This window comes from Amycolatopsis sp. WAC 01375 (assembly GCF_003947325.1).
GTDB lineage: Bacteria > Actinomycetota > Actinomycetes > Mycobacteriales > Pseudonocardiaceae > Amycolatopsis.
This window is the reverse complement of record NZ_QHHW01000026.1, coordinates 165,531-191,425: the sequence shown is the minus strand read 5'-3', so window position 1 is coordinate 191,425 and position 25,895 is coordinate 165,531. Positions and strand designations below refer to the sequence as shown.

The 25,895-nt window shown below is 69.6% G+C and carries 26 protein-coding genes; 19 read left to right on the top strand and 7 right to left on the bottom strand.

From position 1 onward, the window contains the following. The first annotated feature begins 1 nt into the window (after position 1). The 3 genes from DL991_RS16500 to DL991_RS16490 all read left to right on the top strand — a co-directional run bounded on the left by DL991_RS16500 (position 2) and on the right by DL991_RS16490 (position 3,717). A complete protein-coding gene (locus tag DL991_RS16500; protein WP_199753969.1) occupies positions 2-1,387 on the top strand; it encodes an NAD(P)/FAD-dependent oxidoreductase in 1,386 nt (461 codons plus the stop codon). A 299-nt stretch (positions 1,388-1,686) separates the two neighbouring features. Further along, positions 1,687-2,661, top strand: coding sequence for an alpha/beta fold hydrolase (locus tag DL991_RS16495; protein ID WP_233598869.1), 975 nt, complete (start codon positions 1,687-1,689; stop codon positions 2,659-2,661). A 105-nt stretch (positions 2,662-2,766) separates the two neighbouring features. Then, complete coding sequence (locus DL991_RS16490) at positions 2,767-3,717, top strand: NAD(P)-dependent oxidoreductase (RefSeq protein WP_125785193.1); 951 nt, start codon at positions 2,767-2,769, stop codon at positions 3,715-3,717. A gap of 374 nt (positions 3,718-4,091) precedes the next feature. Here DL991_RS16490 and DL991_RS16485 read toward each other — a convergent pair whose 3' ends face one another. The 4 genes from DL991_RS16485 to DL991_RS16470 all read right to left on the bottom strand — a co-directional run bounded on the left by DL991_RS16485 (position 4,092) and on the right by DL991_RS16470 (position 9,389). After that, positions 4,092-4,790, bottom strand: coding sequence for a bifunctional 2-polyprenyl-6-hydroxyphenol methylase/3-demethylubiquinol 3-O-methyltransferase UbiG (locus DL991_RS16485; protein ID WP_125785192.1), 699 nt, complete (start codon positions 4,788-4,790; stop codon positions 4,092-4,094). Further along, on the bottom strand, positions 4,787-6,025 hold the full coding sequence (locus tag DL991_RS16480; RefSeq protein ID WP_125785191.1) for a glycosyltransferase: 1,239 nt from the start codon (positions 6,023-6,025) through the stop codon (positions 4,787-4,789). Before DL991_RS16480 ends, DL991_RS16485 begins: the two co-directional genes overlap by 4 nt. A 6-nt stretch (positions 6,026-6,031) precedes the next feature. Further along, positions 6,032-8,032 carry a glycosyltransferase family 39 protein gene (locus DL991_RS16475; protein WP_125785190.1) on the bottom strand — a complete coding sequence of 667 codons (2,001 nt, stop codon included), beginning with the start codon at positions 8,030-8,032 and terminating at the stop codon, positions 6,032-6,034. Between the two features lie 172 nt (positions 8,033-8,204). Next, positions 8,205-9,389, bottom strand: coding sequence for a cytochrome P450 (locus tag DL991_RS16470; RefSeq protein ID WP_125785189.1), 1,185 nt, complete (start codon positions 9,387-9,389; stop codon positions 8,205-8,207). Between the two features lie 245 nt (positions 9,390-9,634). On the opposite strand from DL991_RS16470, the gene DL991_RS16465 reads away from it, so the two are divergent. Continuing rightward, a complete protein-coding gene (locus tag DL991_RS16465; RefSeq protein WP_125785188.1) occupies positions 9,635-10,054 on the top strand; it encodes an enediyne antibiotic chromoprotein in 420 nt (139 codons plus the stop codon). A 493-nt stretch (positions 10,055-10,547) separates the two neighbouring features. Here DL991_RS16465 and DL991_RS16455 read toward each other — a convergent pair whose 3' ends face one another. From DL991_RS16455 to DL991_RS16445, 3 genes are all read right to left on the bottom strand, one after another. Continuing rightward, entirely contained in the window at positions 10,548-11,642 is a 1,095-nt protein-coding gene (locus DL991_RS16455) for an LLM class flavin-dependent oxidoreductase (RefSeq protein ID WP_125785186.1), read from the bottom strand. After that, positions 11,639-12,643, bottom strand: coding sequence for an acyl-CoA dehydrogenase family protein (locus DL991_RS16450; protein WP_125785185.1), 1,005 nt, complete (start codon positions 12,641-12,643; stop codon positions 11,639-11,641). The genes DL991_RS16455 and DL991_RS16450 overlap by 4 nt, the downstream gene beginning before the upstream one ends. 186 nt (positions 12,644-12,829) lie before the next feature. Beyond that, positions 12,830-13,987, bottom strand: a complete 1,158-nt coding sequence (locus tag DL991_RS16445) for an acyl-CoA dehydrogenase family protein (RefSeq protein WP_125785184.1) — start codon at positions 13,985-13,987, stop codon at positions 12,830-12,832. 169 nt (positions 13,988-14,156) lie between these two features. On the opposite strand from DL991_RS16445, the gene DL991_RS16440 reads away from it, so the two are divergent. The 15 genes from DL991_RS16440 to DL991_RS16375 are packed head-to-tail and all read left to right on the top strand — an operon-like array spanning position 14,157 to position 25,838. Continuing rightward, positions 14,157-15,296: a steroid 3-ketoacyl-CoA thiolase gene (locus DL991_RS16440; RefSeq protein WP_125785183.1), complete on the top strand. Its 1,140-nt coding sequence runs from the start codon at positions 14,157-14,159 to the stop codon at positions 15,294-15,296. A gap of 2 nt (positions 15,297-15,298) precedes the next feature. Further along, positions 15,299-16,510 (top strand): CaiB/BaiF CoA-transferase family protein, encoded by a 1,212-nt coding sequence (locus DL991_RS16435; RefSeq protein ID WP_125785182.1) that lies wholly within the window; start codon positions 15,299-15,301, stop codon positions 16,508-16,510. Between the two features lie 37 nt (positions 16,511-16,547). Next, entirely contained in the window at positions 16,548-17,288 is a 741-nt protein-coding gene (fabG, locus tag DL991_RS16430) for a 3-oxoacyl-[acyl-carrier-protein] reductase (RefSeq protein ID WP_125785181.1), read from the top strand. Next, the gene (locus DL991_RS16425; RefSeq protein WP_125785180.1) at positions 17,285-17,671 is read left to right on the top strand and encodes a 3-hydroxyacyl-ACP dehydratase; all 387 of its coding nucleotides are present in this window, start codon (positions 17,285-17,287) and stop codon (positions 17,669-17,671) included. The genes fabG and DL991_RS16425 overlap by 4 nt, the downstream gene beginning before the upstream one ends. After that, positions 17,668-18,132 carry a 3-hydroxyacyl-ACP dehydratase FabZ family protein gene (locus tag DL991_RS16420; RefSeq protein WP_125785179.1) on the top strand — a complete coding sequence of 155 codons (465 nt, stop codon included), beginning with the start codon at positions 17,668-17,670 and terminating at the stop codon, positions 18,130-18,132. The genes DL991_RS16425 and DL991_RS16420 overlap by 4 nt, the downstream gene beginning before the upstream one ends. A 35-nt stretch (positions 18,133-18,167) precedes the next feature. Then, positions 18,168-18,422, top strand: coding sequence for an acyl carrier protein (locus DL991_RS16415; protein WP_005155526.1), 255 nt, complete (start codon positions 18,168-18,170; stop codon positions 18,420-18,422). Positions 18,423-18,425: 3 nt separating this feature from the next. Next, the gene (locus DL991_RS16410; RefSeq protein WP_125785178.1) at positions 18,426-19,628 is read left to right on the top strand and encodes a beta-ketoacyl synthase; all 1,203 of its coding nucleotides are present in this window, start codon (positions 18,426-18,428) and stop codon (positions 19,626-19,628) included. After that, positions 19,625-20,737, top strand: coding sequence for a beta-ketoacyl synthase N-terminal-like domain-containing protein (locus tag DL991_RS16405; protein WP_125785177.1), 1,113 nt, complete (start codon positions 19,625-19,627; stop codon positions 20,735-20,737). Before DL991_RS16410 ends, DL991_RS16405 begins: the two co-directional genes overlap by 4 nt. Beyond that, complete coding sequence (locus tag DL991_RS16400) at positions 20,715-21,830, top strand: beta-ketoacyl synthase N-terminal-like domain-containing protein (protein ID WP_125785176.1); 1,116 nt, start codon at positions 20,715-20,717, stop codon at positions 21,828-21,830. Before DL991_RS16405 ends, DL991_RS16400 begins: the two co-directional genes overlap by 23 nt. Beyond that, on the top strand, positions 21,827-22,654 hold the full coding sequence (locus tag DL991_RS16395) for a beta-ketoacyl synthase N-terminal-like domain-containing protein (protein WP_125785175.1): 828 nt from the start codon (positions 21,827-21,829) through the stop codon (positions 22,652-22,654). Before DL991_RS16400 ends, DL991_RS16395 begins: the two co-directional genes overlap by 4 nt. After that, on the top strand, positions 22,651-23,448 hold the full coding sequence (locus tag DL991_RS16390; RefSeq protein WP_125785174.1) for an alpha/beta fold hydrolase: 798 nt from the start codon (positions 22,651-22,653) through the stop codon (positions 23,446-23,448). Before DL991_RS16395 ends, DL991_RS16390 begins: the two co-directional genes overlap by 4 nt. After that, positions 23,445-24,365: a thioesterase family protein gene (locus DL991_RS16385; protein ID WP_125785173.1), complete on the top strand. Its 921-nt coding sequence runs from the start codon at positions 23,445-23,447 to the stop codon at positions 24,363-24,365. Before DL991_RS16390 ends, DL991_RS16385 begins: the two co-directional genes overlap by 4 nt. Beyond that, complete coding sequence (locus DL991_RS16380) at positions 24,362-24,994, top strand: 2-hydroxychromene-2-carboxylate isomerase (protein WP_125785172.1); 633 nt, start codon at positions 24,362-24,364, stop codon at positions 24,992-24,994. Before DL991_RS16385 ends, DL991_RS16380 begins: the two co-directional genes overlap by 4 nt. Next, a complete protein-coding gene (locus tag DL991_RS43755; RefSeq protein ID WP_255431380.1) occupies positions 24,991-25,113 on the top strand; it encodes a hypothetical protein in 123 nt (40 codons plus the stop codon). The genes DL991_RS16380 and DL991_RS43755 overlap by 4 nt, the downstream gene beginning before the upstream one ends. Beyond that, positions 25,110-25,838 (top strand): class II aldolase/adducin family protein, encoded by a 729-nt coding sequence (locus DL991_RS16375; RefSeq protein WP_125785171.1) that lies wholly within the window; start codon positions 25,110-25,112, stop codon positions 25,836-25,838. Before DL991_RS43755 ends, DL991_RS16375 begins: the two co-directional genes overlap by 4 nt. Positions 25,839-25,895: the final 57 nt, after the last annotated feature.

Below are 25,895 nucleotides of genomic sequence, written 5' to 3'. Positions count from 1 at the left end.
CATGAACGAACCCGTCGGCAAACGCGCGGTGGTGATCGGCGGCAGCGTCGCCGGCACCCTGGCGGCGAGAGTGCTTTCCGAGTTCTACCGCGAAGTCGTGGTCGTGGACCGCGACGAGGTGCTCGGTGTGGACAAACCGCGGCGCGGGACCCCGCACACCTGGCACGCGCACGGATTGCACGCGCGCGGCTACTTCATCCTCGAAGAGCTCTTCCCGAACCTGCTCGACGACCTGCGGGACTCCGGCGTCCCGGTCGGCGATCTCGCGCGGATGAAGTGGTACTTCAACGGGAAGCAGGTCATGCCCGCCGACAGCGGGCTGCCGTCGATCACCGCGTTGCGCCCGGTGCTGGAGCATCATCTGCGGCTGCGCACGGCGGCTCTGCCGAACGTCACCTATCGCGAACGCACCGACGTCCACGGCCTGCTCGCCACGCGTGAGGGCAAGCGGATCATCGGGGTCCGCGTGCAGGCGAGGGACGGCTCGCCGGAGGAACGCCTCGGCGCGGACCTGGTCGTCGACGCCTCCGGACGAGGTACGCGCACGCCGGTCTGGCTGGAGGAACTGGGCTTCGAACGGCCGGCCGAGGAGCGCGTGAAGGTCGGGCTGGCCTACACCACCCGGATGTTCCGCAAGCGGCCGGAGATGTTCGGCGGCTGGCAGTCGATCAACCCGGTCGCCTCGCCCGCGCATCCGCGGGGCGCGTTCTTCGGGCAGGTCAACGAAGACGAGTGCATCCTTTCGCTGACCGGCATCCTCGGCGACCATCCGCCGGCCGACGCACGCGGCTATCTCGACTACGTGAAGTCGTTGCCCGCCAAGGAGATCTACGAAGCGGTGAAGGACGCGCAACCGCTGATCGAGCCGGTGACGTTCAAGTTCCCGGCGAGCCTGCGGCGGCGGTACGAACGGCTCAAGCGGTTCCCGCAGCGGCTGTTCGTGCTCGGCGACGCGTTCTGCAGCTTCAACCCGGTGTACGGCCAGGGCATGACGGTCGCGTCGATGGAGGCGATCGCGCTGCGCGAACACCTCCGCCGCCGGTCCGAACCGGACTCGCGGCGATTCCTGCGCGAGATCGGCAAAGTCGTCAACGACCCGTGGGATATTTCGACCAGCGGCGACCTGGACTTCCCCGGCGTGGAGGGAAAGCGGACGCTCAAGGTCAAGATGGGCAACGCGTACATGGCGAAGGTCCAGTACGCGGCGACGATCGACCCTGACATCACGGCGGCGTTCATGCGGGTGGCCGGGCTGGTCGACCCGCCGACCGCGCTGATGAAGCCGGGCATCGTGCGCAAGGTGCTGCGGGCCAACCGGCGGCGTCCCGCGCCGGAGGCGACGGTGACGGAACTGCCCCGCCCGGGCAGCGAGTCGCGCGCGGCGTGACCTTGCCCTAGCGCGCGAACGGCGATCTCGCGTGACTGGACGGACGACTCGCGTGATCAGACGGCCGACTCGCGCACGGTCGCGAGTCGGCCGCCCAATCACGCGAGTCGTCCATCCAGTCACGTGTGTCGTCCATCGGATCACGCGTGTCGTCCGATCGGTCACGCGAAAACGCCGGTTCGGTACGGGTGGCCGTGAATGTTTTTCCTCCTCCGCAACAATCGAGATGCGTCATTCGGCCCATCCGGCTGATCATTGAGGTGTCGATGACCATTTCCCTGGCGGTGGGAGAGGAATTCATGAGCAGGTTCAAGAAGGTCATGATCGCGCTGGCCGCGGTCGCGGCGGTGGTACTGCTGGGGGGCGCGGCGGCGGGAACCTCCGCGAATACGAGCTGGAGACATTCCGACGCGGCGCTCGCACGTTCGCTGCAGGGCGGATTCGAAAGCGCTCACGCCGACGTCAACGGCGTCCGGTTGCATTATGTCGCCGGCGGTTCCGGCAGTCCGGTGGTCCTGCTGCCGGGCTGGCCGCAGACGTGGTGGGCGTTCCACAAGGTGATGCCGGCGCTGGCCGCGAACCACCGGGTGATCGCCGTCGACCTCCGTGGGATGGGCGGATCGTCGAAGCCGCAGGCGGGCTACGACAAGGAGACGATGGCCGCCGACATCCACGCGCTGCTCGCCAAGCTCGGGTACGCCAAGGCGGATATCGTCGGCCACGACATCGGTGCGATGGTCGCGCACAGCTACGGGATCAAATACCCGCAGGCGGTCGGGAAACTGGCGCTGATGGACGTGGTCGCACCCGACAAGAGCCTCTATCAGCTGCCGTTGCTGCCCAGTGGGCCCGGCCAGTTCTCGCCGTGGTGGTGGACGTTCAACCAGTTGCAGGGCCTGCCGGAGCAGCTCGTCTCCGGTCGCTCGCGGTACCTGGTGGACGCGATGATCGACCAGCTTTCGGTGGCGCCGTCGGCGGTGAGCGATTTCGACCGGAACGTGTACGCGCGGGCCTACCACACGCGTGAGGCCGTCCGGGCCGGGAACGGCTGGTACCGGACGCTCAACCAGGACATCGCGGCCGGATCGTCGTACGGGAAGCTGACCATGCCGGTGCTCGGTCTCGCGGGTGAGTTCAATTATCAGTACTTCACCCAGGTGATGCCGGCCAAGGCGGCCGATCCGCAGGTGGTCAAGATCGCCGGGGCCGGGCATTACCTTTCCGAGGAACAGCCGGCTCAGGTCATCGGCGCGCTGCAGAAGTTCCTTGGCTGAATCCTTCGGAGGCAGTATTGAAGGCGTCCCGGCTGACTCTCCGGTGGGATTCTGCGAAAAGGAAAAGTCCTGGAATTCCCAGCCTATCGGGCAAAGGTGGCTAAAATGAAGGTTGGTGTTACCGGTGGCACCGGGTTCATCGGGCAGTACGTCTGCGAGGAACTCGCCGCGAGAGGACACACGCCGGTCGTGTTCGACCATCGTGGCGAGGGGGACGGCGGGCCGTGGGAGGTCATGCTGGGCGACATCCGTGACGCGACGGCACTGACCGAGCTCGCCGCGCATTGCGACGGGATCATCCACCTGGCCGCCGTGCTGGGCACCCAGGAGACGATCACCAATCCGCGCCCCGCGGTGGAGACCAACGTCATGGGCGGCCTGAACTTCCTCGAGGCCGTCGCCCAGTACGACCTGCCCGGCGTGTACATCTGCGTCGGCAACCACTGGATGAACAACAGTTACTCGATTTCGAAGACCACGGTCGAGCGGTTCGTCCGTATGTTCAACGCCGACCGCGGCACCCGCGTGAACTGCGTCCGCGCGGTCAACGCCTACGGCCCGCGCCAGAAGGCCGCGCCGCCGTTCGCCGCGGGCAAGGTCCGCAAGATCACCCCGGCGCTGGTCTGCCGGGCGCTGTCCGGCATCCCGGTGGAGCTCTACGGCGGTGGACGGCAGATCTCGGACATGGTGTGGGTCGGCGACGTCGCCCGCACCCTGGTGTCCTCTTTGGAGGTCGCCGCCGAGGGGCGGGTGCTGGAGAACACGGTCGAGATCGGGCCCGCCGACTCGGTGACGATCCGCGAGGTCGCGGAGCTGGTCATCGGCCTGTGCGAGCAGCGCGGCTATCCGCGCGTCGGCATCACCGACCTGCCGATGCGCCCGGGCGAGACACCGAACACCCCGGTCACGGCCGACGTTTCGACGCTGCTTTCCGTCGGCATCGAGCCGGAATCGCTGGTCACGCTGGAGGAGGGCATGACGAAGACGGTGGACTGGTACCTCGAGCACCGCGGCACCGCCTGGGACGTCCCCCCGGCCGGCCTCCGCGCGGCCTAGGTCCCACGCGCTGCGCGGTGGGCCGGTGGCCGTTCCGTGAAGGCCTCCTTGAGGGACCCTGAGTCCCTCAAGGAGGCCTTCACGGACTTCGGGACGGGCGCGAACGAGAGCAAGGGACCTTTGCTATCGCCTCCCGTGCCTGCGGCTCGGGTGCTCGGGCCGCCAGCCCGCCGGTGTCGTAAGGCCGCGCGCGTGCAATGAAAGGCTCCTTACTTGCAAATTTTGCAAGTAAGGAGCCTTTCATTGCATCAGCGGGCGAGAGGACGGGGTCACCGGAGCAAGCAAGGGACCTTTGCTATCGCCTGCGGCCCGACCAAGTACATGAAGGCCCCCTTCCTTGCGCCAGGCGCAAGGAAGGGGGCCTTCATGTACCGCTAAGGCTTGTGGGCCTTCAGGATCAGCGAGACGCCCCGGCGCGAGCGCGTCGGGAGGTACCGCTCGACCGTGACGATCGCGGTCAGGGCGCGGTTGACCAGCCAGGGCGTGTGCTCGTTGAGCTCGTTCCCGCGGGCCGAACGCCGCCGCAGCGCCACCACCGGCCGGAGCAGGACGTTCCAGCTCCACAGCTCGTCGACGACGAAGCCGGCGTCCTCGACGACCTTCCGCAGCGAAGCCCGGTCGTAGCGGCGCACGTGATGCACCGCGACGTCGTGCGCCGACCACAGGTCCATTCCGGACGGGACGCTGATCAGCGCGGAGCCGCCGGGCCGCAGCACCCGGAACAGTTCCGCCGCGGCCTGGTCGTCTTCCTGGATGTGCTCGAGGATTTCGAACGCCACCACCAGATCGAACGACGAAGACGGCAGGGGCAGGTCACGGGCGTCGGCGTGGATCGCGTCGAGACCGCGTGAGCGCGCGATTTCGACGGCGTTCTCGTCGTAGTCCGTGGCGACGACGTCCCAGCCGCGCGAGCGCAGCACCCGCGTGTTGCCGCCGCCCGCCGCGCCGATGTCGAGCGCGCGGCCGGGCGGGCCGAGCCGGTTCAGCTCGTCGGCGAGCAGGTGCCGCTTTTCCCGGAACCACCAGTGGCGGTCCTCCATCTCGGTGATGCGTGTGACGTCCGCCGTCTTCACCGGCGCTCCTTCCGATGCTGGGCGAAGACCCAGCGGTCGAGGGCCACGAACCGCAGCAGCGTCATCAGCCCGTAGGCGACGATGAGCACGAGCAGTTCGACGACCGGCCCGGAGCCCGGGGCGATCAGGTGCAGCCCGGTCACGGCCATCGTGGTCAGCAGATACGTGGTGGCGAACAGGATCGCGGCACGCGTGTGCAACCCGAGCCGGTGCCCGCCGCCGCGGTTGAACGTCCAGCGCCGGTTCGCCTCGGTGTTGGCCACCCCGACGAGCACGAGCGCGACCAGGTTTGCCCCCGCCGGCGTCAGCGGTACCCGCAAGGGGAGGTACAGGAGCGTGTAGAGCACTGTCGAGATGACACCGATGACCGCGAACCCCAGGAACTTCGCCAAGGTCGCGGCCCGTGGTTCGGCGAGCACGGCGTCGGGATGGGTGGCGCGCAACTGCGGGATCTCCGGCACGTTCACCCGTCCTTTCCCGGCGGCGATCGCCCGGCCCACGCGGACCAGGCCCTTCAGGTTCCCCATCGCGGTCTGCGTGACCTTGACCCGCGAATCGACGTCCTCGACCCAGTCCAGCGGCACCTCGTGCACCCGCAGACCGTTGTGCTCGGCCAGCATCAGCATCTCGGTGTCGAAGAACCAGTGGTCGTCCTCGACCGCTTCCAGCAGCCCGGCCACGGCGTCGCGCCTGGCCGCCTTGAAGCCGGCGGACGTGTCGGTGCTGCGCAGCCCGAACACATGCCGCGTGATCGCGTTGTAGGTGCGGGAGACGATCTCGCGTTTGAGGCTGCGGCGGATCCGCGACCCGCGGCCGAGCCGGGTCCCGATGGTGATCTCGCAGTGCCCGCTGACCAGTGGCGCGATCAGGGGGAGCAGGCTCTCCAGCCCGGTCGACAGGTCGACGTCCATGTAGGCGACGATGTCGGCGGTGCTGGATCCCCACGTCGCCTTGATCGCCGCGCCCCGGCCGCGGACCGGCACCCGCCGCGCGGAGATGCGCGGGTTCCGTTCGGCCAGTTCGGTGGCGATCTCCCAGGTCCGGTCGGTGCTGCCGTTGTCGGCGATGGTGATCGACCAGTGAAACGGGAAGCCGTCGTCGAGGAACGCGCTCAGCGTGGTGATGCAGCCGTGCAGGGCACGTTCCTCGTCGAGCACCGGGATGACGATCTCGACGGTCGCCGTCGTGCGGCTTCCCGGGGCGAGGCGGGGTGCCGCGGTGAGTTCAGCCGTCATCGGGCATCACGCTCCCGGTTTGCAGTCGAACAGGGCGGAGGTGAAGCCCATCCACGGGTTCGCGGTGTAGGCGGGCGGCGGGACGCGGGTGCAGTTGCGCACCACCCAGTCCTTGCGGGCGAGCGCGGTCGGGCTGTCGTAGGCGAATCCGCCGAACAGCACGAACCGCACCTGTCCACTTTGGACGGCTTCCGCGAGACCGGCGGCGGTCGGCATCGGCATGGTGCCGACGAAGCCGCCCATCGGCATCACGGACAGGCCCGCCCGGATGTAGGGCGAGGCGCCGGTGCCGCCGAAGGTCGCCAGGTCGAAACGCTCGCCGCGGTCGTTGGCCTTGAGGAAACCGAGGAGCTTCTGGTCGGCGTCCGACGGCATCATCTGGAACATGATCGGCGGGGGCAACGGCATGGCCTGCCCACCGGCCGCGCCGGGCTTCGGGCCGCCCGCCATGAACTTCGTCAGGTCGATGCCGGTGGAGAGCGCGTTCGGATTCGGCCCCGCGAGCGGATTGAAGTTCTGGAACATCGCCGTCCGCGGATCCGACGGCGGCTGGAAGGTGGGCGCCGCCCAGGCGACCGGCCCGGCCAGCAGCGCGACCCCGGCCACGGCCCCGGTCACGACGGCGAACTTTCCCGTGCGGCGCAGGAGGACCAGCGCCGCGGCGAGGACGGCCGCGACCGCGACGACAGGCCGCAGCCACGGCACGTAGTCGCCGGAACGGCTCATCAGCACGAACGCCCAGGCGCCGGTGGCGAGCAGCCCGACCGGCAACACCCACGGGTGACGGCGCGTCGTCCAGGCGAAGTGCAGGCCCACGCCGCCGATCGCGGCGATCGCCGGCGCCAGGATGCTCGTGTAGTACGGGTGGATGCTCTGCGAGAAGCTGAGCGCGCCGGCGAAGAGGACGAGCCAGCCGCCCCACAGCAGCCAGCCCGCGCGCCGCGTGTCGGTGCGCGGAGCGCGGCCCGCGGCGACCAGGCCGACGACGAGCAGCAGCAGCGCCAGCGGCAGCAGCCACGAGATCTGGCCGCCGATCAGGTCGTTGAACAGCCGGAACACGCCGGTGTCGCCGCCCTGGTCGACCGGCGTGACCTTGCCGTCGGGCAGGACGGGCAGTTCGGCCGAGTTCCCCGCCTTCGCGGCGTCCGTGCGGTCGAAGAGGTTGTAGGACCAGACCATCTGCCACACCGAGTTCGAGGTGCTGCCGTCCATGTACGGGCGGGAACCCGCGGGAGTGAACGAGACGATGAGCATCCAGATCGACGACACCGCGGCGGTGACCGCACCGGCGCCGAGCAGGTGCAGCACCCGGCGTCCCGCCGAAGCCGGCGCGGCGACGAGGTAGACGATGCCGAGCACCGGCAGGATGGCCAGCGCCATGGCGAGCTTGATGTGGAAGCCGACTCCGACGAGCACGGCGGTCAGCAGCAGCCAGCGCGGCGACGCCTTCTCCAGCGCCCGCCAGAAGGCGTAGGTCGCGACGAGCAGCGTCAGGATCAGCGTCGAGTCGGGCAGGTTGACCCGGGTGGCCGCGACCGTGATCGGCGTCGCGGCGAGCAGGACGGCGGCCAGCGCCGCCGGCGCGTGCCCGGCCCAGCGGCGCACGAGCACGAACAGGACGTACACCGAGACACCGCCCGCGATGACGCCGGGCAACAGCAGCGCCCACGTCTCGTAGCCGAAGACGCGGACGGAGAGCGCCTGCAACCAGAGCGCGCCGGGTGCCTTGTCGACACTCATGAACCCGGCGGGATCGTAAGCGCCGTAAAGGAAGTTGTGCCAGTTCTGGGACATGCTCCGTACCGCGGCGGCGTAGGCGTAGTGTGCGGCGTTCCCGCCGATACCCCACCCGTAGGCGATGCCGGCGACGAGCGCGCTCAGGACGGCGATGCGTTTGGCCGCCAGTGCGGACAACCCCGTCTTGGTCTTCTTCTTCGGCGTCCGCGCGGGCGGGGCAGCGCCCCTCGGCGGGGTGCTCGTGACCGGGGTGCCTAGGTCTTGGGACACGTTCTACTCCCTTCCCAGGAATAGGAGATGACGCGGCTCACGGACGTGAGATACGCACCGCGAATTCGTGATCGTCTCCGAAAGTGTCGCACCGCGGTTTCGGCCGCGTCTTATCCCAGCCTGCGCGTTTGCCGTCCGCGTTCACCGGCGAAGTGTCCTTTGAGGACAATTGTCAGCGAAGCCGGACGGGAAGCGATTCGAGGCCGTGCATCACCATGCTGACGCGCCAGCGGAGACTTTCCGCGGGAACGGCCTCGCGCAGCTTCGGGAACCGCGTGAGCAGGGCGGCGAGCGCGATTCCGCCTTCGAGCCTGGCCATCGGCGCGCCGAGACAGTGGTGGATGCCGTGGCCGAAGGCGAGCTGCGGATTGTCCGCGCGGTCGAGCTCCAGTGTGTCCGCGCCGGGGAACCGGGCGGGGTCGCGGTTCGCGGCCAGCAGCGACACGATGACCAGCGACCGTGCCGGGATCGTCACGCCGCCGAGTTCGACTTCCTCAGTGGAGTAGCGCATCGCCGCGTGCACCGGGCTTTCGTAGCGCAGGAACTCCTCGACCGCGGCGGGCATCCCGTCCGGATTCTCTCGCAACGCGGCGAGCTGTGCCGGGTTCTCGAGCAGGGCGAGAGTGGCGTTGCCGATGAGGTGCACGGTGGTCTCGTGCCCGGCGATGAGCAGGAGGAAGACCATCGACGTCAGCTCGTGCTCCGTCAGCCGATCTTCGCCGTCGTGCACCGAGACGAGCGCCGAAAGCAGGTCCGTGCCGGGGTTCTCGCGCTTCTCGGCGAGGAGTTTCCTGACATAGCGCAGCATTTCGGCGGCCGCCGCGTCGAGTTCGTCGACGGTGAGCGCGCTGGCGGTGAGAATCTCGGTCCAGCCGTGGAAGGCGCCTGCCTCGTCCTCTGGCACACCGAGCATTTCGGTGAGGACGCGGATCGGCAGCGGCAGCGCGAGCGCCTTGATCAGGTCGACCTCGTCGAAGTCGGCCACGGCGTCGAGGAGTTCCGCTGTGATGGCTTCGATTCTGGGGCGCAGCTGGGCGATCCGGCGCACGGTGAACGCGGCGGACACCAGCTTTCGGAGGCGGGTGTGATCCGGCGGGTCGAGGTTCAGCATATGCGTGTTCATGCCGAGCCGGACGTCCTCGGACAGCCCGCGCCGGTCGCCGACGACGCCGGTGCGCCCGCTCAGCCCCGGATGCGCGAGGGCTTGGCGGACTTCGGCGTAGCCGCTGACCAGCCAGCCGCTGGTGCCGGAGGAGAGCGTGATCCTCCGGACCGGGCCGGTTTCGCGCGACGCGGTATAGGCGGCGTGCCTTTCTGGCGCGCCACCGAACAGGAAATCGGAGCTGGAAGAGGTCACTGAATCAGGTTCCCGCGCGCGCACTCGAGCCTTCTTCTCCTGGCTTGCCCGCAGCATATGAATTACGCATGAAGCGCGCGAGTTTATTGCACGTTTTTTCTTGCGGCCTACTCGAAAACTGCTCGAAGAAATCGTTGACGATCTAGGTTCGATGATCGTAACGTTGTTACCAGGACGCCGGGGGGTAACGGAACCCGCGCCTGGTGAAGTCGGAAAATCCCTGTCAATGAATCGGAGTGATTACTGTGTCCGCAAAGCTTGTCGCCAAGTTCGCCGGTTCCGCCATCGCCGCTCTCGGCCTCCTGGCCGTCGTCGCCCCTGGCGCCTCCGCCGCGGCGGCCGTCACGGTCACGCCGTCGTCGGGGCTCTCGGACGGTGCCGTGGTCCAGGTGGTCGGAACCGGCCTGACGCCGGGCGGTACCTATCGCGTCGGCGAGTGCGCCCAGGACGCGGTGGGGCAGTTCCCTTGCAGCCCTTCGCAGCAGTCGCTGGTCGCTGACGCGACCGGGAAGATCTCGGCCTCGGTCACCGTGCAGAAGAACTTCACCGGCGTGCTGCCCGACGGCAGCAGCTACGGTGCGGTGGACTGCGACGCCATCACCTGCGTCGTCGGCCTCGGTGACGCCGCCGGCAACGGTGGCGGCGTGGTCATCAGCTTCAGCTGACGCTCGCGGCCGGACCAAAACGGCGATGGAGGAATTGGGACGTCGCGTGTCCCAATTCCTCCACCGTCGAGTAAGAGGATAAGCGCCCGAAGGCCTCAATGCACGTCTTGAGTCGCGTCAGGTGGTCGGTCCGTGAAGGCCTCCTTGAGGGACCCAGAGTCCCTCAAGGAGGCCTTCACGGACTACAAGGGCTGGGGGCGAGAACGCCTCGCTCGACGGCACGGCACCTTTCCTTACCTCTCAAGAGAACTGTCCTTGCCGCTCACGACCGCCGTCAGACACCCACGTGGCTTCGCCTACTGTCCAGCGTTGGTGACTCCAGCCGGATCTCGCGTGTTTCCCGCCGTAACTCACGTGATTGGGGCCGTATCTCACGTGATTGGAGCCGTAACTCACGTGAGTTACGGCCTTGATCACGCGAGTTACGGCTCCAATCACGTGAGTTCCGTGTCTGGACACGCGAGTCGCGTCAAAGGTCACCGAAGACGCGAGCTCAGAGCGTCTCCGCGAGCAGCCCGCGTTTCCGCAGCAGCGGCATGACGCCTTCACCGAACGTATAGGCCTCTTCGAGGTGCGGTTGAGCGGAAAGGATCAGGTGGTCGAGTCCGAGGGCGTGGTATTCCTCGATCCGTTCGGCCACTTCTTCGTGGCTGCCCACCAAGGCCGTGCCGACGCCGGGACGCACCAGGCCGTAGCCCGCCCACACGTTGGGGTGGATCTCCAGCGAGTCGGTGCTGCCGGAGTGTAGCGCCGCCATCCGCCGCTGGCCCTCGGATTCGGTGGCGGCGAACCGTTCCTGCGCCTGCCGGATCCGGGCCGGGTCCATCCCGGCGAGCAGCTGGTCGGCCACTTTCCACGCTTCGGCCGAGGTGTCCCGGCTGATCACGTGGAATCGCGTGCCGAAGCGCAACGAGCGACCCAAGGTCTCAGCTCGCGCACGCGACCGTTCGAGGTGCGAGGCCATCGCCGCGGGCGTTTCGCCCCACATCAACAGTACGTCCGCCTGCGCGGCCGCGACTTCCAGCGCGGCCGACGAAGAACCGCCGAGGAACAACGTCGGCCGCACCGCGTGCGGGCGGGCGACCATGCCGGCCTTCAAGGTGTAATGCGTGCCGGTGAAGTCGAACCGCGAACCCGGCCAGGCCTGGCGGAAGACGTCCATGAACTCGCCGGTGCGCGCGTACCGCTGGTCGTGGTCGAGCCAGTCGCCGTAGCGGCGCTGCTCGTCGGGGTCGCCGCCGGTCACGATGTTCAGCAGCAGCCGCGAATCGGAGACGCGCTGGAACGTCGCCGCGGTCTGGGCGGCCAGCAGCGGTGAGACGAAGCCCGGCCGCATCGCGATCATGAACTTCACCGACCGCGTCACGCCCACCAGCGCCGACGCCACGACCCACGGGTCCTCACAGAACAACCCGAACGGCGTGAGCATCCCGGTGAACCCGAAGCGGTCGGCGGCGAGCGCGACCTGGGTCAGGTACTCGATGTCCGGTTCGCGCCGGGCGCCGGGTGCCGTGACACCGTCGGCGGTCTTCGCCACTTCCCGCCCGTCGCCGTGTGACGGCAGGAACCAGTGCAGTTGCAGGCTCATGAGTGCTCCCCGAACAGTGAGTGCGCGATCGCTTCCAACGGTCCCGAGGCGAGTTCCGCCTCCAGCCACAACGCGCGCCGGAACCAGCGGTGCAGCGGGAATTCCCAGGTGACGCCCATCCCGCCGCAGACCTGGATCGCGGTCTCGCAGACGGTGATCGCCGCGCGGCTCGCGGCGTGCGCGGCGCACGCGACGGCCTCCGCGGAGAGGGCTTCGCCCGCCGCGGCGCGATAGGCCAGCGAACGCGCGAGCTCGACCTCGGCGTAGCCATCGGCGAGCTGCTGGCTCACCGCCTGGAAGGAACCGATGGGCCGGTCGAACTGGGTCCGTGCCTTCGCGTGCTCGACGGCGATCGCCAACGCCCGGTCCGCGACGCCGATGGCCTCGCCCGCGAGCAGGGTCGTCGCCCGGCTGCGGATCGCGGTGAGCAGCGGCGCGGCGGCAGTCGGCCCGATCAGCAGCCGTCCCTCGGCTCCGGCCAGCGCGATGTCCGACGTCGCCCGAAGCGGGTCGACGCCGTCGCGCGCGGACAGCGAGGCGGCAGCCGGGTCGATGCCGAACAGCGCCACCCCGGCCGGGGTGCGGGCGGCGACCAGGATCTCCGTGGCGACGTCGGCGTGCAGGACGGCCTGCACCGCGCCGTCCAGCCGCCAGCCGTCGTCGCGACGTGCCGCTCGACAGGTGTCGCCGCCGTCGGCCAACGTCGCGGGGCCAGGCGGTTCGACCCCCGCGGCCCGGTACACCGGCAGCGCGAGCCCGGCCGTGGCGAACCAGGGCACCGGGTGCAGCGCGCGGCCGCCCTCTTCGGCCAGTAGGACGAACTCCGCCAGGCCGAGGTCCGCGTCCAGCCAGCCCTGCCGGACCAGTTCGGGCCACGCGGCGAGATCCTGCTCGCCGTCGTCGGCCAGCGCCGCGATCCGATCGAGGCCGTACGTGTCCTCGAGATAGGTGCGGGCGGCGGCCTTGAGCCCGGTCTGGTCCTCGGTCAGCGCGAAGTCCATCGATGCTCCCTCACTGCCTTGGTGAACCCGCGTCCGCGATCGACGTCGGCAGGCCGCGGCTTGGTCTTCCACCTCACGACGGTCAACAGGGCGCCCTGCCACCGCGATAGCGGGGCCTTCGGCCGGGCGGGTTCACGCGTTCGGTCACTTCTCTCGTCCATCTTCAGCTCCGCCAACCGGTGCTCCCTAACGTGATTTCGGCAGGCCGAGGACCCGCTCCGCGACGATGCCGCGCAGGATTTCCGACGTTCCGCCCTCGATGCTGTTGGCCCGGCTGCGCAACCGCTGGTGCTGCCAGTAGCCGCCCCAGAAGGCGTCGGTCCCGTCCGCCGCCGCGCCCGCGCCGAGCAGCCGCAGCGCGAGCGCGCTCACCCGCTGGTTCGCCTGCGACCAGCGCAGTTTCAGGATCGAGCTCTCCGGTCCCGGTTCGCCGGTCCGTTCCATCGCGGCCAGCGCGCGGTATCCGGTGAAGCGCAGACCCTGCAGATCGACGTAGAGCTCGGCGATCTCGGCGCGGACCCGCGGGTCGGTGTCGCCTCCGCACGCCTTGGCGGTCTTGACCAGCCTGTCGAGCTGGACGGCCAGCCGCGCGGTGAGCGTGATGCCGAACGTGCCGCGTTCATGCGCGAGGGTGGTCAGCGCGACGCGCCAGCCCTGTCCCGGTTCGCCGAGCACACAGTCGTCGGGGATTTCGACACCGCTCACCAGGATCTGGTTGAAATCGGTGTCGCCGGACAATTGACGCAGCGGCCGCACCTCGACACCGGGTGCGCGCATGTCGAGCAGGAAACAGGTCAGCCCGCGGTGTTTGGCCGCGTCCGGTTCCGTGCGGGCGAGCAGCAGACAATGGTCGGCCAAATGGGCGTAGGAGGACCACACCTTTTCACCGTCGACGACGTAGCCGCCGTCGACGCGGCGGGCGCGGGTGCGCACCGATGCGAGGTCCGAGCCGGCGTCCGGTTCGGAGAAGCCCTGGCAGAAGATCGTTTCCCCGGAAAGGATGCGGGGGAGATGGGTGGCCTTCTGCGCGTCCGTTCCATAGTGGACGATCGCGGGGCCGACCATGCCGAGCCCGATCACCCCGGCGTGGTCCGGCGCCTCGGCCAACGCGCTCTCTTCGGCGTAGATCGCTTGATAAGCAGGGGAAAGCCCTCGTCCGCCGTGTTCGGCCGGCCAGGTCAGCCCCGCGTATCCGGCCGCGTGCAGCGCCTTGCTCCAGGCACGCAATTCGTCGGCGGCCCAAGCACGAGGCGCGCTCGGCGTGCTTTCGGGTAACTGTCCGGCGAGCCAGGCTTTGAGGCCCGCCCGGAATGCCGCCTGATCTTCGCTGTCGTCCAGCCGCATGTACGCACCATAACCAGCGTCGATGATCGTGAGGGGCCGCGCGAGCGATTCCCGCAACTATGGAGAACCGCTGGTCGGCTCCGCAATCCGTGAGACGTTCGCCCGCCGAGGGCCGCACCACGATGGGGAAGCCGGGCACCCCGTCCGGTGGAGAGGCAGGTACCCGCCCGTGGCCGCGCTGAACGACCGGACCCCGGTCATCGTCTCCGCCGTCCGCACCCCGCTCGGCAAACGCGGTGGGGTGCTCGCCGAGCTGAAGGCCGTCGAGCTGATGCGGCACGTCCAGCTGGAGGTCATCGCCCGCGCCGGTATCGAGCCCGGCGACGTCGACCAGATCATCGGCGGCTGCGTGACCCAGTCCGGCGAGCAGAGCCTCAATGTCACCCGCAACGCCTGGCTCAACTCCGGTTTCGACCCTGCCGTCGGATGCTCCACAGTGGACGTCTCTTGTGGATCGGCACAGCAGGCGAACCATCTGATCTCCGCGTTGATCGCCGCGGACGCGATCGACACCGGGATCGCCTGCGGCGTCGAGTCGATGAGCAGGGTGCCGATCGGCACGAACCTCTACCAGGGCCCCGGGCACTACAAGACGCGGGACTATCCGTGGGACGACCCGCCGAAGGCCCAGTTCGGTGGCGCCGAGCGGATCGCCGCGCGCGAGGGCATCGGGCGCGCGGACGCCGACGACTACGGTCTCCTCTCCCAGCAGCGCGCGGCCCGTGCGTGGCAGGAGGGCCGATTCGACCGTGAAGTCTCCCCTGTCGGCACGGTCATCCGCGACGAGGGCATCCGCGAAACCACCCGCGAGGGGCTCGCCGCGTTGCGGCCGAACATCGAGGGCGCGGTGCACACCGCCGGTTCGACGTCACAGATCTCCGACGGGGCCGCCGCCATTCTCTGGATGTCGTATGGGAAAGCCCGCGCGCTCGGCCTGACGCCGCGCGCGAGGCTGGTCGGCCAGGTCGTCACCGGCGCCGATCCCTACTACCTGCTCGACGGTCCCGTGGTCGCCACCGAACGAGTGCTGCGCCGGACCGGACGGCGACTGTCCGATGTGGACATCTGTGAGGTGAACGAGGCCTTCGCCGGCGTGGTGCTGAACTGGGCCAAGGCGCACGGCGCGGACATCGACCGCGTCAACGTCAACGGCGGCGCCATCGCGCTCGGTCACCCGCTGGGCGCGACCGGGACCCGCCTGCTCGTGACGGCACTGCACGAACTCGAACGCACCGGCACCTCGACCGCGCTGATCACCATGTGCTGTGGCGGTTCGCTCGGCACGGCCTCACTGCTGGAAAGGCTTTGACCATGCGCGAAGAGGAGTTCTTCCGCCGGGCACGGGCAGGTTCGGCCGGCCCGCTGGAGGGTGTGCGCGTCCTGGACGTGACCAAGGTCTGGTCCGGTCCGCTCGCCACCTGCGTGATGGCGGACATGGGGGCCGACGTGGTCCGGATCGAACTCGCCGACGGCCACGACGGCGAGGTGCCGCCGAACATCCCCGGCACCGGGCTGTCGTGGTTCCGGGAAACCGTGCACCGCAACAAACGCAGTGCCGGGCTGGACCTGCGCGTCGACACCGACCGCATGCGCTTCCTGGAACTGGTGGCGCACGCGGACATCGTGGTCGAGAACTACAAACCCGGCACGCTGGACGGCTGGGGCGCCGGGTACGAGGCCTGCCGGTCGGCACGCGAGGACGTCGTGTTCGTGTCTGTGTCCGGATTCGGGCAGTACGGCCCGAAATCGCATCTGCCCGCCTACGACCCCGCGATCCAGGCCGCGGCCGGGTGGATGTCGCTCAACGGCCTGCCCGAGGGGCCGCCGGTGCGTGCTCCGACGTTCCTCGCCGACGAGCTGGCCGGCCTGCACGCGGCGATCGGCGCGCTCGCCGCGCTGGCGCACCGGAACCGGACCGGCGAAGGTCAGCACGTCGACGTGTCCATGGTGGACTGCCTGCTCGCCAGCAGCAGCGGCCTGCCGACCCTCGCCGCGACCGGTGCCCCGCCGCCGAGGGTCGGCAACGAGACCGATTTCGTCGTGCCCGCCAATGTCTACGAATGCGCGGACGGCCATTTGTATCTCGCCGTCGCGATCAACCGGCATTGGCGCGCGCTCGCCGAGATCATCGGCAGGCCGGAACTCGGTCTCGCGGACGGTTTCCGCACGGCCGCCGAACGGATGACCAACCGCGACGCGATCAACACGATGATCTCCGGCTGGTGCGCGGGACGTCCGCTCGCCGAAGCGCTCGACGTGCTGAACGGCCGCGGGCTCGTCGCCGCGCCGGTGCGCACGCTCACCGAAGCCGTCGCCGACGAGCACGTCCAAGCGCGGGCGATGCTTCAGGAAACGGTGCTGAGCAATGGCACCACCGCGCCGATCGTCGGGCCGGCGGTGAAATTCTCCCGTACTCCGACGAAGGTCCGCCACGGTGCGCCGCGGCCGGGCGCGGACACCGCCGAAGTACTCGCGGAGCTCGCGGCAAACGATGAGAAGAATAGTTTGCGCCGCGCTTCTTAAAATGGAAACAAATTGTGCTGGAAAACGAGGAGGCGTCGTGGCGGAGCACCACCGGGCCCTGGTCACCGGGGCTTCACGAGGGATCGGCCGGGCCGTGGCGCTGCGGCTGGCCCAGGAGGGCTACGCCGTCGCGGGTTGTTTTTCGAAAGCGAGCGCCGCGTCGGAAGAAACCGAAGAGGACATCGCCGCCGTCGGTGTGCCCTCGTATTTCGCGGAATGCGACGTCGCCGATTCCGAAGCGGTCGAGCGGTTCGTCAAGGACGCCGAGGAGAAGCTCGGCCCGATCGATCTGCTGATCAACAACGCCGGGATCACCAAGGACAGCCCGCTGGTACTCGCCAGCGCCGAGGACTGGCACGCGGTACTGGCCACGAACCTCACCGGCACCTGGAACTTCTGCCGCACCATGGCCTTCCGGTTCATGAAGAACCGCGGTGGCGTCGTGGTCAACATGTCCTCGGTCGCCGGCGTCCACGGCCACGCGGGCCAGACCGCCTACTCCGCGAGCAAGGCCGGGATCATCGGCTTCAGCAAGTCGCTGGCCAAGGAGGTCGCCGGGCACGGTGTCCGGGTCAACGTCGTCGCCCCCGGTTTCATCGAGACCGACATGACCGGTTCCCTCGGCGAAAAGCAGCGCGCCAAGGCGCTCACGCAGATCCCGGCCAAGCGGTTCGGCACCGGCGAGGACGTCGCCGAACTGGTCGCGTTCCTGGTGTCCGACCGCGCCTCCTACATCACCGGACAGGTGCTGCAGATCGACGGGGGGATCACGCTGTGACTCCGATCCCCGCCTACGCCGCACCGTTGCGGGCGGTCGACACGCTGGACGTCCGGCGGCACGGGGACGATCTGGAGCTCGTCGCCCGGATCACCGTGGACGGCAAGGAACCCAATCTGCGCGGGCATTTCCCCGGTCAGGCCGTGTACCCCGGCGTCTTCGTCATCGAGACGCTGGAGCAGGCGATGCGGGAGGCCACCAACGCGCGGTTGCGCACCGTCCGCTCGGTCCGGTTCCTGGCGCCGCTGCTCGACGGCGACCTCATGGTGCTCACGGCCACCGCGAAGCGCACCCCGGACGGCTGGGAAGTCATCGGTAGGGCCGTGCTCGGCGAGACGACGACGGCCAAGGTCCGCGCCACCTTCGAGGAGGACGCGGAATGACCGAGCATCACGACATCCGGATCCTGCTGCCGCAGCGGTATCCGCTGCTGCTGGTGGACCGGGTGCTGGACCTGGTCCCCGGCGAGTCGATCGTCACGATCAAGGCGGTCACCGGCACCGAGCCGTGCTACGCGGGGATTCCCGACGGAGCATCGGCGAGCCGGTACGACTACCCGAAGTCGCTGATGATCGAGTCGTTCGGGCAGAGCGCCGCGCTCCTCTGGCTCGACGGCCGCGCGCCGGTCGAGGACGACGACTCGACGTTGATGTTCATCGGTGCCCGTGACTACCACTTCACGGCCGCCGCCCGCCCTGGTGACGTGCTGCGCCACGAGGTCCGCCTGGAATCGGTACTGGCCGACACGGCCTTCGCCACCGGCCGGACCTGGGTCGGTGATCGCCTGATCGCCACCGTCACCACCTTGACCGCGACGCGGCGCCCTGTGCGGCCCGCGGCGTGAGAACCGCACGCGGACAACGAAACCGGAGGATCGTCATGACGCAGACCGACACCCAGCTCGAGGAGCTCCGCGAGCTGGTCGCCGAGGTGCTCGAGCTCGAGCCCGAGGAACTTGAGGACAACGGGGACTTCATCGACGACTACGAGGCCGATTCCCTGCGTGCCATCGAGATCCTCGCCAGGATCGACAAGCAGTACAAGATCGAGATCCCGCAGGCCGAACTGCCGGAGCTGCGCACGCTCAAGGCGGTCAACGACGCCCTGATCCGGCACTCCGTCAAGAAGGGATGAACCGTGGCCCGCGTTGTCGTGACCGGGGTCGGCCCGGTGTCGAGCATCGGGATCGGGATAGCCGCGTTCGCCGAGGCGCTGCGCACCGGCCGATCCGGGATCTCGCCCATCACCAGCTTCGACCCGGCCGGGTTCCCGCACCGGAACGCGGGCGAGGTCCAGACCTTCGATCCGGGTGCCCAGCTCCGCCGGGTCGACCCGGCGGAGTGGGGCCGGTCCAGCCAGTTCGCGGCCAGTGCCGCGCGGCTGGCGCTCGCCGACGCCCGGCTCGACCTGACGTCGGTGGCGCCGGGGCGTGCCCACGCGATCATGGGTACCACCAGCGGTGAGTCCGCGGTCGCGGAGGCGCTCACCGCGCAGATCATCGAGGGCGGTTTCGCCGCGCAGGACCCGGCCCTGCTGACCCAGCTGCCTGCCAACCGGCTGGCGAACGCGGTCAGCGAGGAGCTGGGCTTGTCCGGCGAGTCGCTGACCATCGCGACCGCCTGCTCGGCGAGCAACTACGCGATCGGCTACGCCTACGACCTGCTGGCCGGAGGCGAGGCCGACGTCGTCTTCGCCGGCGGCGCCGATTCGGTGTGCCGCTGGGCGCACGCCGGGTTCTACCGGCTCGGCGCGCTGGCGAAGGACGCCTGCACCCCGTTCGACAAGGACCGCGCGGGGATCCTCACCGGCGAGGGTGGCGCCGTGCTCGCCCTGGAAACCTACGAACACGCCCGGAAAAGGGGCGCCACGGTCTACGCGGAACTGCTCGGGTACGGCGTCAACTGCGATGCCATCCACCCGGTCACGCCGGACGCGCCGACGGTCGCGGAATGCATGCGCATCGCACACCGCAACTCCGGCATCTCACCGTCCGATGTGGACTACATCTGCGCGCACGGCACCGGCACGCAGGTGAACGACCTGGTCGAGAGCAAGGCCGTGATCGAGGTCTTCGGCGAGCGCCCGCCGCCGATCAGCTCGATCAAGTCGATGCTCGGCCACACCATGGGCGCGGCCTGCGGGTTCGGGGCGATCGCCTCGACCATCGCGATCGACCGCGGTTTCCTGCCGCCCACGGTCAACTGGACCACCGCGGATCCGGAACTGGGCGTCGACCCGGTGCCGAACGCGGCCCGCCCGGCGACCGTGCGGGTGGTCCAGAACGACGGTTTCGCCTTCGGTGGCAACAACGCCATCGTGATGTTGGGAGCGCCAGAATGAGCGGTGTGGTGGTGACCGGCTGGAGCGCGCTGACCTCCGCGGGCGTCGGCGTGGACGCGCTGGCGAAGCGGCTCGCTCTGGCCGAGGCGGGCCAAGTCGAAAAGGGCCACGAGATCGGCGACCTCTACGAAGAGCCGCTGCCCGCGACGAGCGGGCACTTCCTCAACAGCTTCAGCCCACGCGAACACCTGGGGCGCAAGGGGACCAGCACCTACGACCGGGCCACCGGGCTGGCCGTGGTGTGCTGTCAGGAGGCGTTGCGCGAGGCCGGGGTGTCCCTCGACGACGAGGTCCGGCCGCGGATCGGCGTGGTGCTCGGGACCTCGCTGGGCAGCTTCAAGTCCACCAGCGACTACACCCGCGAGACCCTGGTGCAGGACAAACCGTACCTGGTCAACCCGATGCTGTTCCCGAACACGGTGATGAACTGCGCCGCCGGGCAGGTCGCCATCCGGTTCGGTCTGCGAGGGGCGAACACCACCATCGCGGGCGGCACCCTCGGTTTCCTCAACGTGCTGCGGTACGCCGGCAACGCCATCGAGCGCGGTCACGTCGACGTCGTCGTCGCGGGCGCGGTGGAGGAGTTCACCCCGCACCGCGCGTGGGCGACCCATCTGACCGGGGCGACCGACGTCGTCGCCGCCGGTGAGGCGGCCGGGATGTTCGTGCTGGCCAAGGAGAACACCCCGGAGTGGGCGGGCACGCGGCAGCGCGCCGGCGTCCTCGCGGTCGCGACGGCATACGGGCCGGGCGGTGGTGAAGCGGCCGAGACCGCGCTCGCCGGATGTGTGCATCGCGTCCTCGCGAAGGCGGGCGTCGACGCGTCCGAAGTGTCCACTGTGTACACCGGTGAGGTCGAAGACGGCGACGAGCGCGAGTACGGCCCGATCGTCCGAGCGCTGGGCCACCGCCCGGAGCGGGTCATGGTCAAGCGGCTGTTCGGCGAATGCGACGCGGCCTCCGGCGCGGTGGCGCTGGGTGTCCTGCTGGCCGAAGACCGCGATGTCCGCCCCGGCGGGCTGAGCCTGCTCACCGCGCGGGGCGCGGACGGTGCCGTCGGCGCCGCCATCGTGAGGAGGTACGCCGATGGCGGTCTTGATCGCGGGTAGCGCGGTGCGCACCTGCCTCGGTTCGGGAGCGGAGACGTTCGACGGTCTCCTCCGCGGCGTTTGCGGCGTCTCACCGCTGCGGTACGGCGATTCCGGACAGCTGAACGTGGCCTATGGCTACCACGCCGAGCTGGCCGGTGAGCCGTTCCGCGCGGGACGGCTACTGGCCGAATGTCTGAAGGAAGCGGTCGCGCAGTCCGGATTGGACACTGCGACGCAACGGGTCGCCGTCCTCGTCGGCACGGGACTGCGCGAGTTGTCCGCGGTGGAACGGCTGGCGCTCACCGGTGAGCCGGTGTCCGCCGGACGGCTGGACTTCGCCGACGTCGTGGCGGAAACGCTGCCCGGCGCCACGTACGTGACCACGGTCGTCAACGCGTGCAGCGCCGGCGGCCATGTGCTCGCGCTCGCACAGGACATGCTGGAACTGGGCGAATGCGACGCCGTCGTGGTCGCCGCCGCCGACGCGATGACGCGGTCGATGCTCGCCATGGTCGGGCGCGTCGCCGAGACACCGACCGAGCGTGTCCGCCCGTTCGACCGCGAGCGTACCGGCGTACTCCTCGGCGAGGGCGCGGCGGCGCTCGTCGTCGTGCCCGAGAGCTGGGACGGCCCGGCGCTCGGCCGGGTCGCCGCGACCGGGCTTTCCTGCGACGCCCACCACGCCACGGCGCCGGACATCGAGGGCATCGCCCGCGCGATGTCCGACGCCTACACGCGTGCGGACCGCGCACCGTCCGATGTGGACCTCGTGGTCGCACACGCGACCGGCACCGCGCTCAATGACCCGGTCGAATGCGAGGCGATGCGCAAGGTCGTGCTCGGCGGCGGCGGGAACCCGCTGGTCACCGCGGTGAAGGGGTCGACCGGCCACACCTCGGGCAGCGCCGCACTGGTCAATGTGGACGTCGCGCTGCGGATCTTCGCCTCCGGCGAGGTGCCCGCGGTCGCCGGCCTGACCGACCCGCTCGACGAGGGCATCGGATTACGGCTGGTCATCGGGGACACGGTCACCGCGCGGCCGGATCTGGTGCAGGTCAACTCGTTCGGCTTCGGCGGGGTCAACGCCGTCACCCTGCTGGAGCGCGTATGAAAGCCCGGTTGCTGCTCACCGGCTGGAGCCTGCACCTGCCGGGAATCGCGGAGTTCGACGGCGCGCCGCCGGAGAAGGCCGCCACCGTACTCGGGCGGAAAGGCCTGCTGTACAAGGAACCCTCGACCCGGCTGGCGTTGTGCGCGGTGCATCGTGCGCTCGGTTTCGAACCAGGGCACCGGGTCACCGGGCCGATCGAGACCGGCACCGCCGTGGTCGCGTGCAGCAACCTCGGCAATGTCGAGACGGTCGCGAAGGTCACGCGCGCGGTCGAGGCGGAAGGCGGCCGCGGGGTGAGCGTGCTCGACGCGCCCAACGTGTCGCCGAACGTCGTGGCCAGCACGGTCGCGCTGTGGTTCGGCTTCGGCGGCCCCAACCTGATGCTGTGTTCCGGCAGTACGGCCGGGCACGCCGGCCTGCGGATGGCGAGTCTGCTGCTGCGCTCCGGCCGGGCCACGCGGGTGGTGCTCGTCGGCGCCGAACCGGAGGACGAAATCGCCTCGATCCTGCACGACGGACCGCTGCGCTCCGGGAGCGCTTGCGTGATCCTCGAACCCTGGCGCGAGAACGCCGGGCCCCTGGTCGTCGACGTCGACCCGGTCGCGCCGCCGCCCCGGCGCACGGTCGGATCCGGCGGTTTCGACATCAAGGAACGGTGGGGCGACTTCTACGGCGCGCACGGGGTCGTGGAGCTCGCGCTCGCCGCCCACCTCGCCGTGGCGGAAGGCGAAGGCCGCGTGGGCATCGGCCCGCACCGGCCGGACGGCGGGCCGTCGGTTTCGGTCGCCGTCACACACCACAGCGATGAGATGGGGTACCGGTGAACGGTTCGGCGGTGAAGGCGCACACGATCTCGCCCGGCAGGCCCGGTGCGCCGCTGGTGCTGTTCGCACACGGGATGGAAGGCCACTGGAAGAGCTGGACGCCGCTGGCCGCGCATCTCGACCAGGGCTACCGGGTCGTTTCGCTGGAGCTGCCGTGGAAGGCGGGCAACGACTTCCGCTGGCGCAACCGCTCCTTCGGCAAATGGCTCGGCGACGGCCTGGACATGGTCGGCGCCACTCCGGACGTCCTCGTCGCGCATTCGTTCGGTGCCAACGCCGCGCTGGACCTGATGTGCGGGCTCGACCCGCGCGTCGGTTCGTCGGTGGCGTTGTTCTGCCCGTTCTACCGGCTGCCCCGGTTCGAGGTGACGTGGCGGATGTTCGAGCGTTCGCGCGAGACGTTCACCGCGCACGTCGGCGAGGGGGTCCGCGCCCGGCTCGGCAAACGGGCGGCCACTTTGGATCCCGAGGTCGTCGACGGCATGGTCAAGATCGCGTTGAACCGCGCCGGGCCGCTCGGCTTCGCGGCGGTGTTCGACCGCTACGCCGCGAGCGCCGACCTCCAGCTCGGCAACGTCGAGATCCCGACGAAGGTGCTGGTCGGCGGCATGGACCCGACGCTGCCCGCCGAATCGGCGCGCGCTCTCGCCGACGGCATGCCGGGGGCGACGCTGCACACGCTCGACCGCGGCGACCACTTCTTCCACGTTCGCTACGCCCGGTACGCCGCGGCCGAGGTGACCGGCCTCGTCGAAGACGTCCGGACCATTCCGAAGGTAGGTGAGCTCCGATGACCGCAGTCCTGCGGCCAAGCCGGACCGTCACGCACGGCCGCCCCGCGTTCGAGGGCGCCAACATCCGCACCTGGATCGGTTTCAAGCACTTCATGTACCTGGTCGAGCAGGGTGTCCTGCAGTGGCTGCGCGACCAGGGCACGAGTGCGCGCGACCTGTTCCTCGAGCACGGCCTCGGCGCGGAGATCGTGGACTGCTCGGTGCAGCTGCCCGCGGTGCTGGAACTCGACGACGAGGTCGAAGTCGAGGTCACCCCCGGCCGCGGCGACAAGCTGAACGTCCAGCTCTCCGTGGTCCGCGACGGGGAGAAGGTCACCGTGCTGCGCGGCAAGGTCACCGTCGCGCTGGTCCGCGAGCGGGCGGCCGACGGCACGGCGGCCGCGCCCGAGACGTTGGCGCATCTGGAGGTCCCGGCGCTGACGTCCACAGTGGAGCGGATCGCCATCCCGGCGGGCGAGACCGCCGAGTCGGTGCTGACCGCGGCGCCGGGCGCGTTCCTGTGGTCCTGGCGAGCGCCGTACTTCTACTGCCACTACTCCGACCGCGTCCAGCATTCCGGTTTCGTCCGGACGCTGGAGGAGGTCGTCGACCGGTACCTCGCCGAACGCGGCATCTCCGTCGGCCGCATGCTGTCCGAACGCGCGTGGATCCCGGTCGTCTCCCGCGCCCGCGTCCGGCTGCTGGAGGACGCGCGCATGGAGGAGACGGTGCACACGGTGTTCACCGTCACCGACATCCTGCGCGGGGTCATGTTCGACGGCCGGATGGACTGCTACGTCCAGCGTGGCCAGGAGCTGGTGCCGGTCGCGACCGCCCAGATCCTGCACGGCTACGCCATCGCGGCCGGTCCTGGCGCGGGCGGGATGGCGCAGCTGGACGAGGGTGTCGTGCACGCGCTGATCGGGGACCGGGCGTGAGCCGGCCCGCCAAGCTGTACTTCTCGCTGCGCAGCCCGTACAGCTGGCTCGCGATCAACAAGCTGCGCGCCGAGGTACCCGGTGCACTCGAACAGCTGCAATGCCTCCCGTACTGGGATCCGGACACGGTCACCGGGGCCGGCCTCGACGAGCGCGGCGGCGAGTTCCACTACGTGCAGATGAGCCGCGCGAAGCATCTGTACATGTTGATGGACACCAAACGGATCGCCGAGCAGCAGGGCCGCAAGATGGCCTGGCCGATCGACATCGAACCGTGGTGGGAGCTGCCGCATCTGGCCTGGCTGCGTGCCCGCCGCGAGGGTGTCGAGTGGCCGTTCTACGACGCGCTGAACGACGCGCGCTGGGGTCGCGGCGAGAACATCTGCGAGCCCGGCATCGTGCGTGCGGCGGCCGAGCGGGCCGGGCTCGACCCGGAACTGGCCGTGGGCGCCGTCGACGACCCGGAGATCCGCGCCGAGGGTGTCGAATGCCTCTACCAGGCCTATCTCGACGACATCTTCGGCATCCCGTACTTCAAGTGGGGCCGCCACCGCTTCTGGGGATTCGACCGGCTGGACGGCTTCCTCGGGGTCTGGCAGCCCACGGTGCGAGAGGAGCGTGCGGCATGAGCGAGGACCAGGAGGCCACGGTCACCGAGCTGCCCACCGACCAGTGGTACGGCGTACCCGCCGAACTGCTGGACGAGGGGGCCGCCTACGACTGGGACAGCCCGGGCGGCTGCGGATGAGGACCGTCGAAGAGGAACGGCTCTACCGCAAGCAACGCCTGGCGGCGACCATGCGGCTGTTCGCGGTGCGCGGTTTCGACGAGGGCGCGGGCGGGCACGTGACCGCCCGCGACCCCGGCGACCCGGACCGGTTCTGGATCAACCCGTTCGGTGTCCACTTCGGACACGTCCGGGTCAGCGACCTGCTGCTGGTCGACAGCCGGGGTGAAGTCGTCGAAGGCGACGGGAGGATCAACCCGGCCGGGTTCGTCATCCACTCGCACGTCCACGCGGCGCGTCCCGACGTCGTCGCCGTCGCACACGCGCACTCCACCTACGGGCGCGCGTGGGCGGCGCTGGGCCGCAAGCTCGACCCGATCACCCAAGACGCCTGCGCGTTCTACGAGGACCACGAGGTCTTCGACGAATTCGGCGGCGTGGTGCTGGATTCCGACGAGGGCAAGCGGATCGCGGTCCGCCTCGGCACGGGCAAGGCGGTGATCCTGCGCAACCACGGGCTGCTCACGGTCGGCGGCACGGTGCAGGAGGCGGCCTGGTGGTTCACCACCATGGACGGCTCGTGCCACGTGCAACTGCTCGCGGAAGCGGCCGGGAAGCCGGTGCCGATCGAGCCCGCGGTCGCGCGGCACACCGCGTCGATGATCGGTACGCCGGGGATGGGGCGGCTCAACTTCCGGCCGCTGTACGCCGATCTCGTGCGCCGCCAACCGGACTTGCTGGATTGAGTCTGCCGGCGGCGCCGCCGGTCTCGTCACAGAGGCACTACCCACCGGTGTGATCCC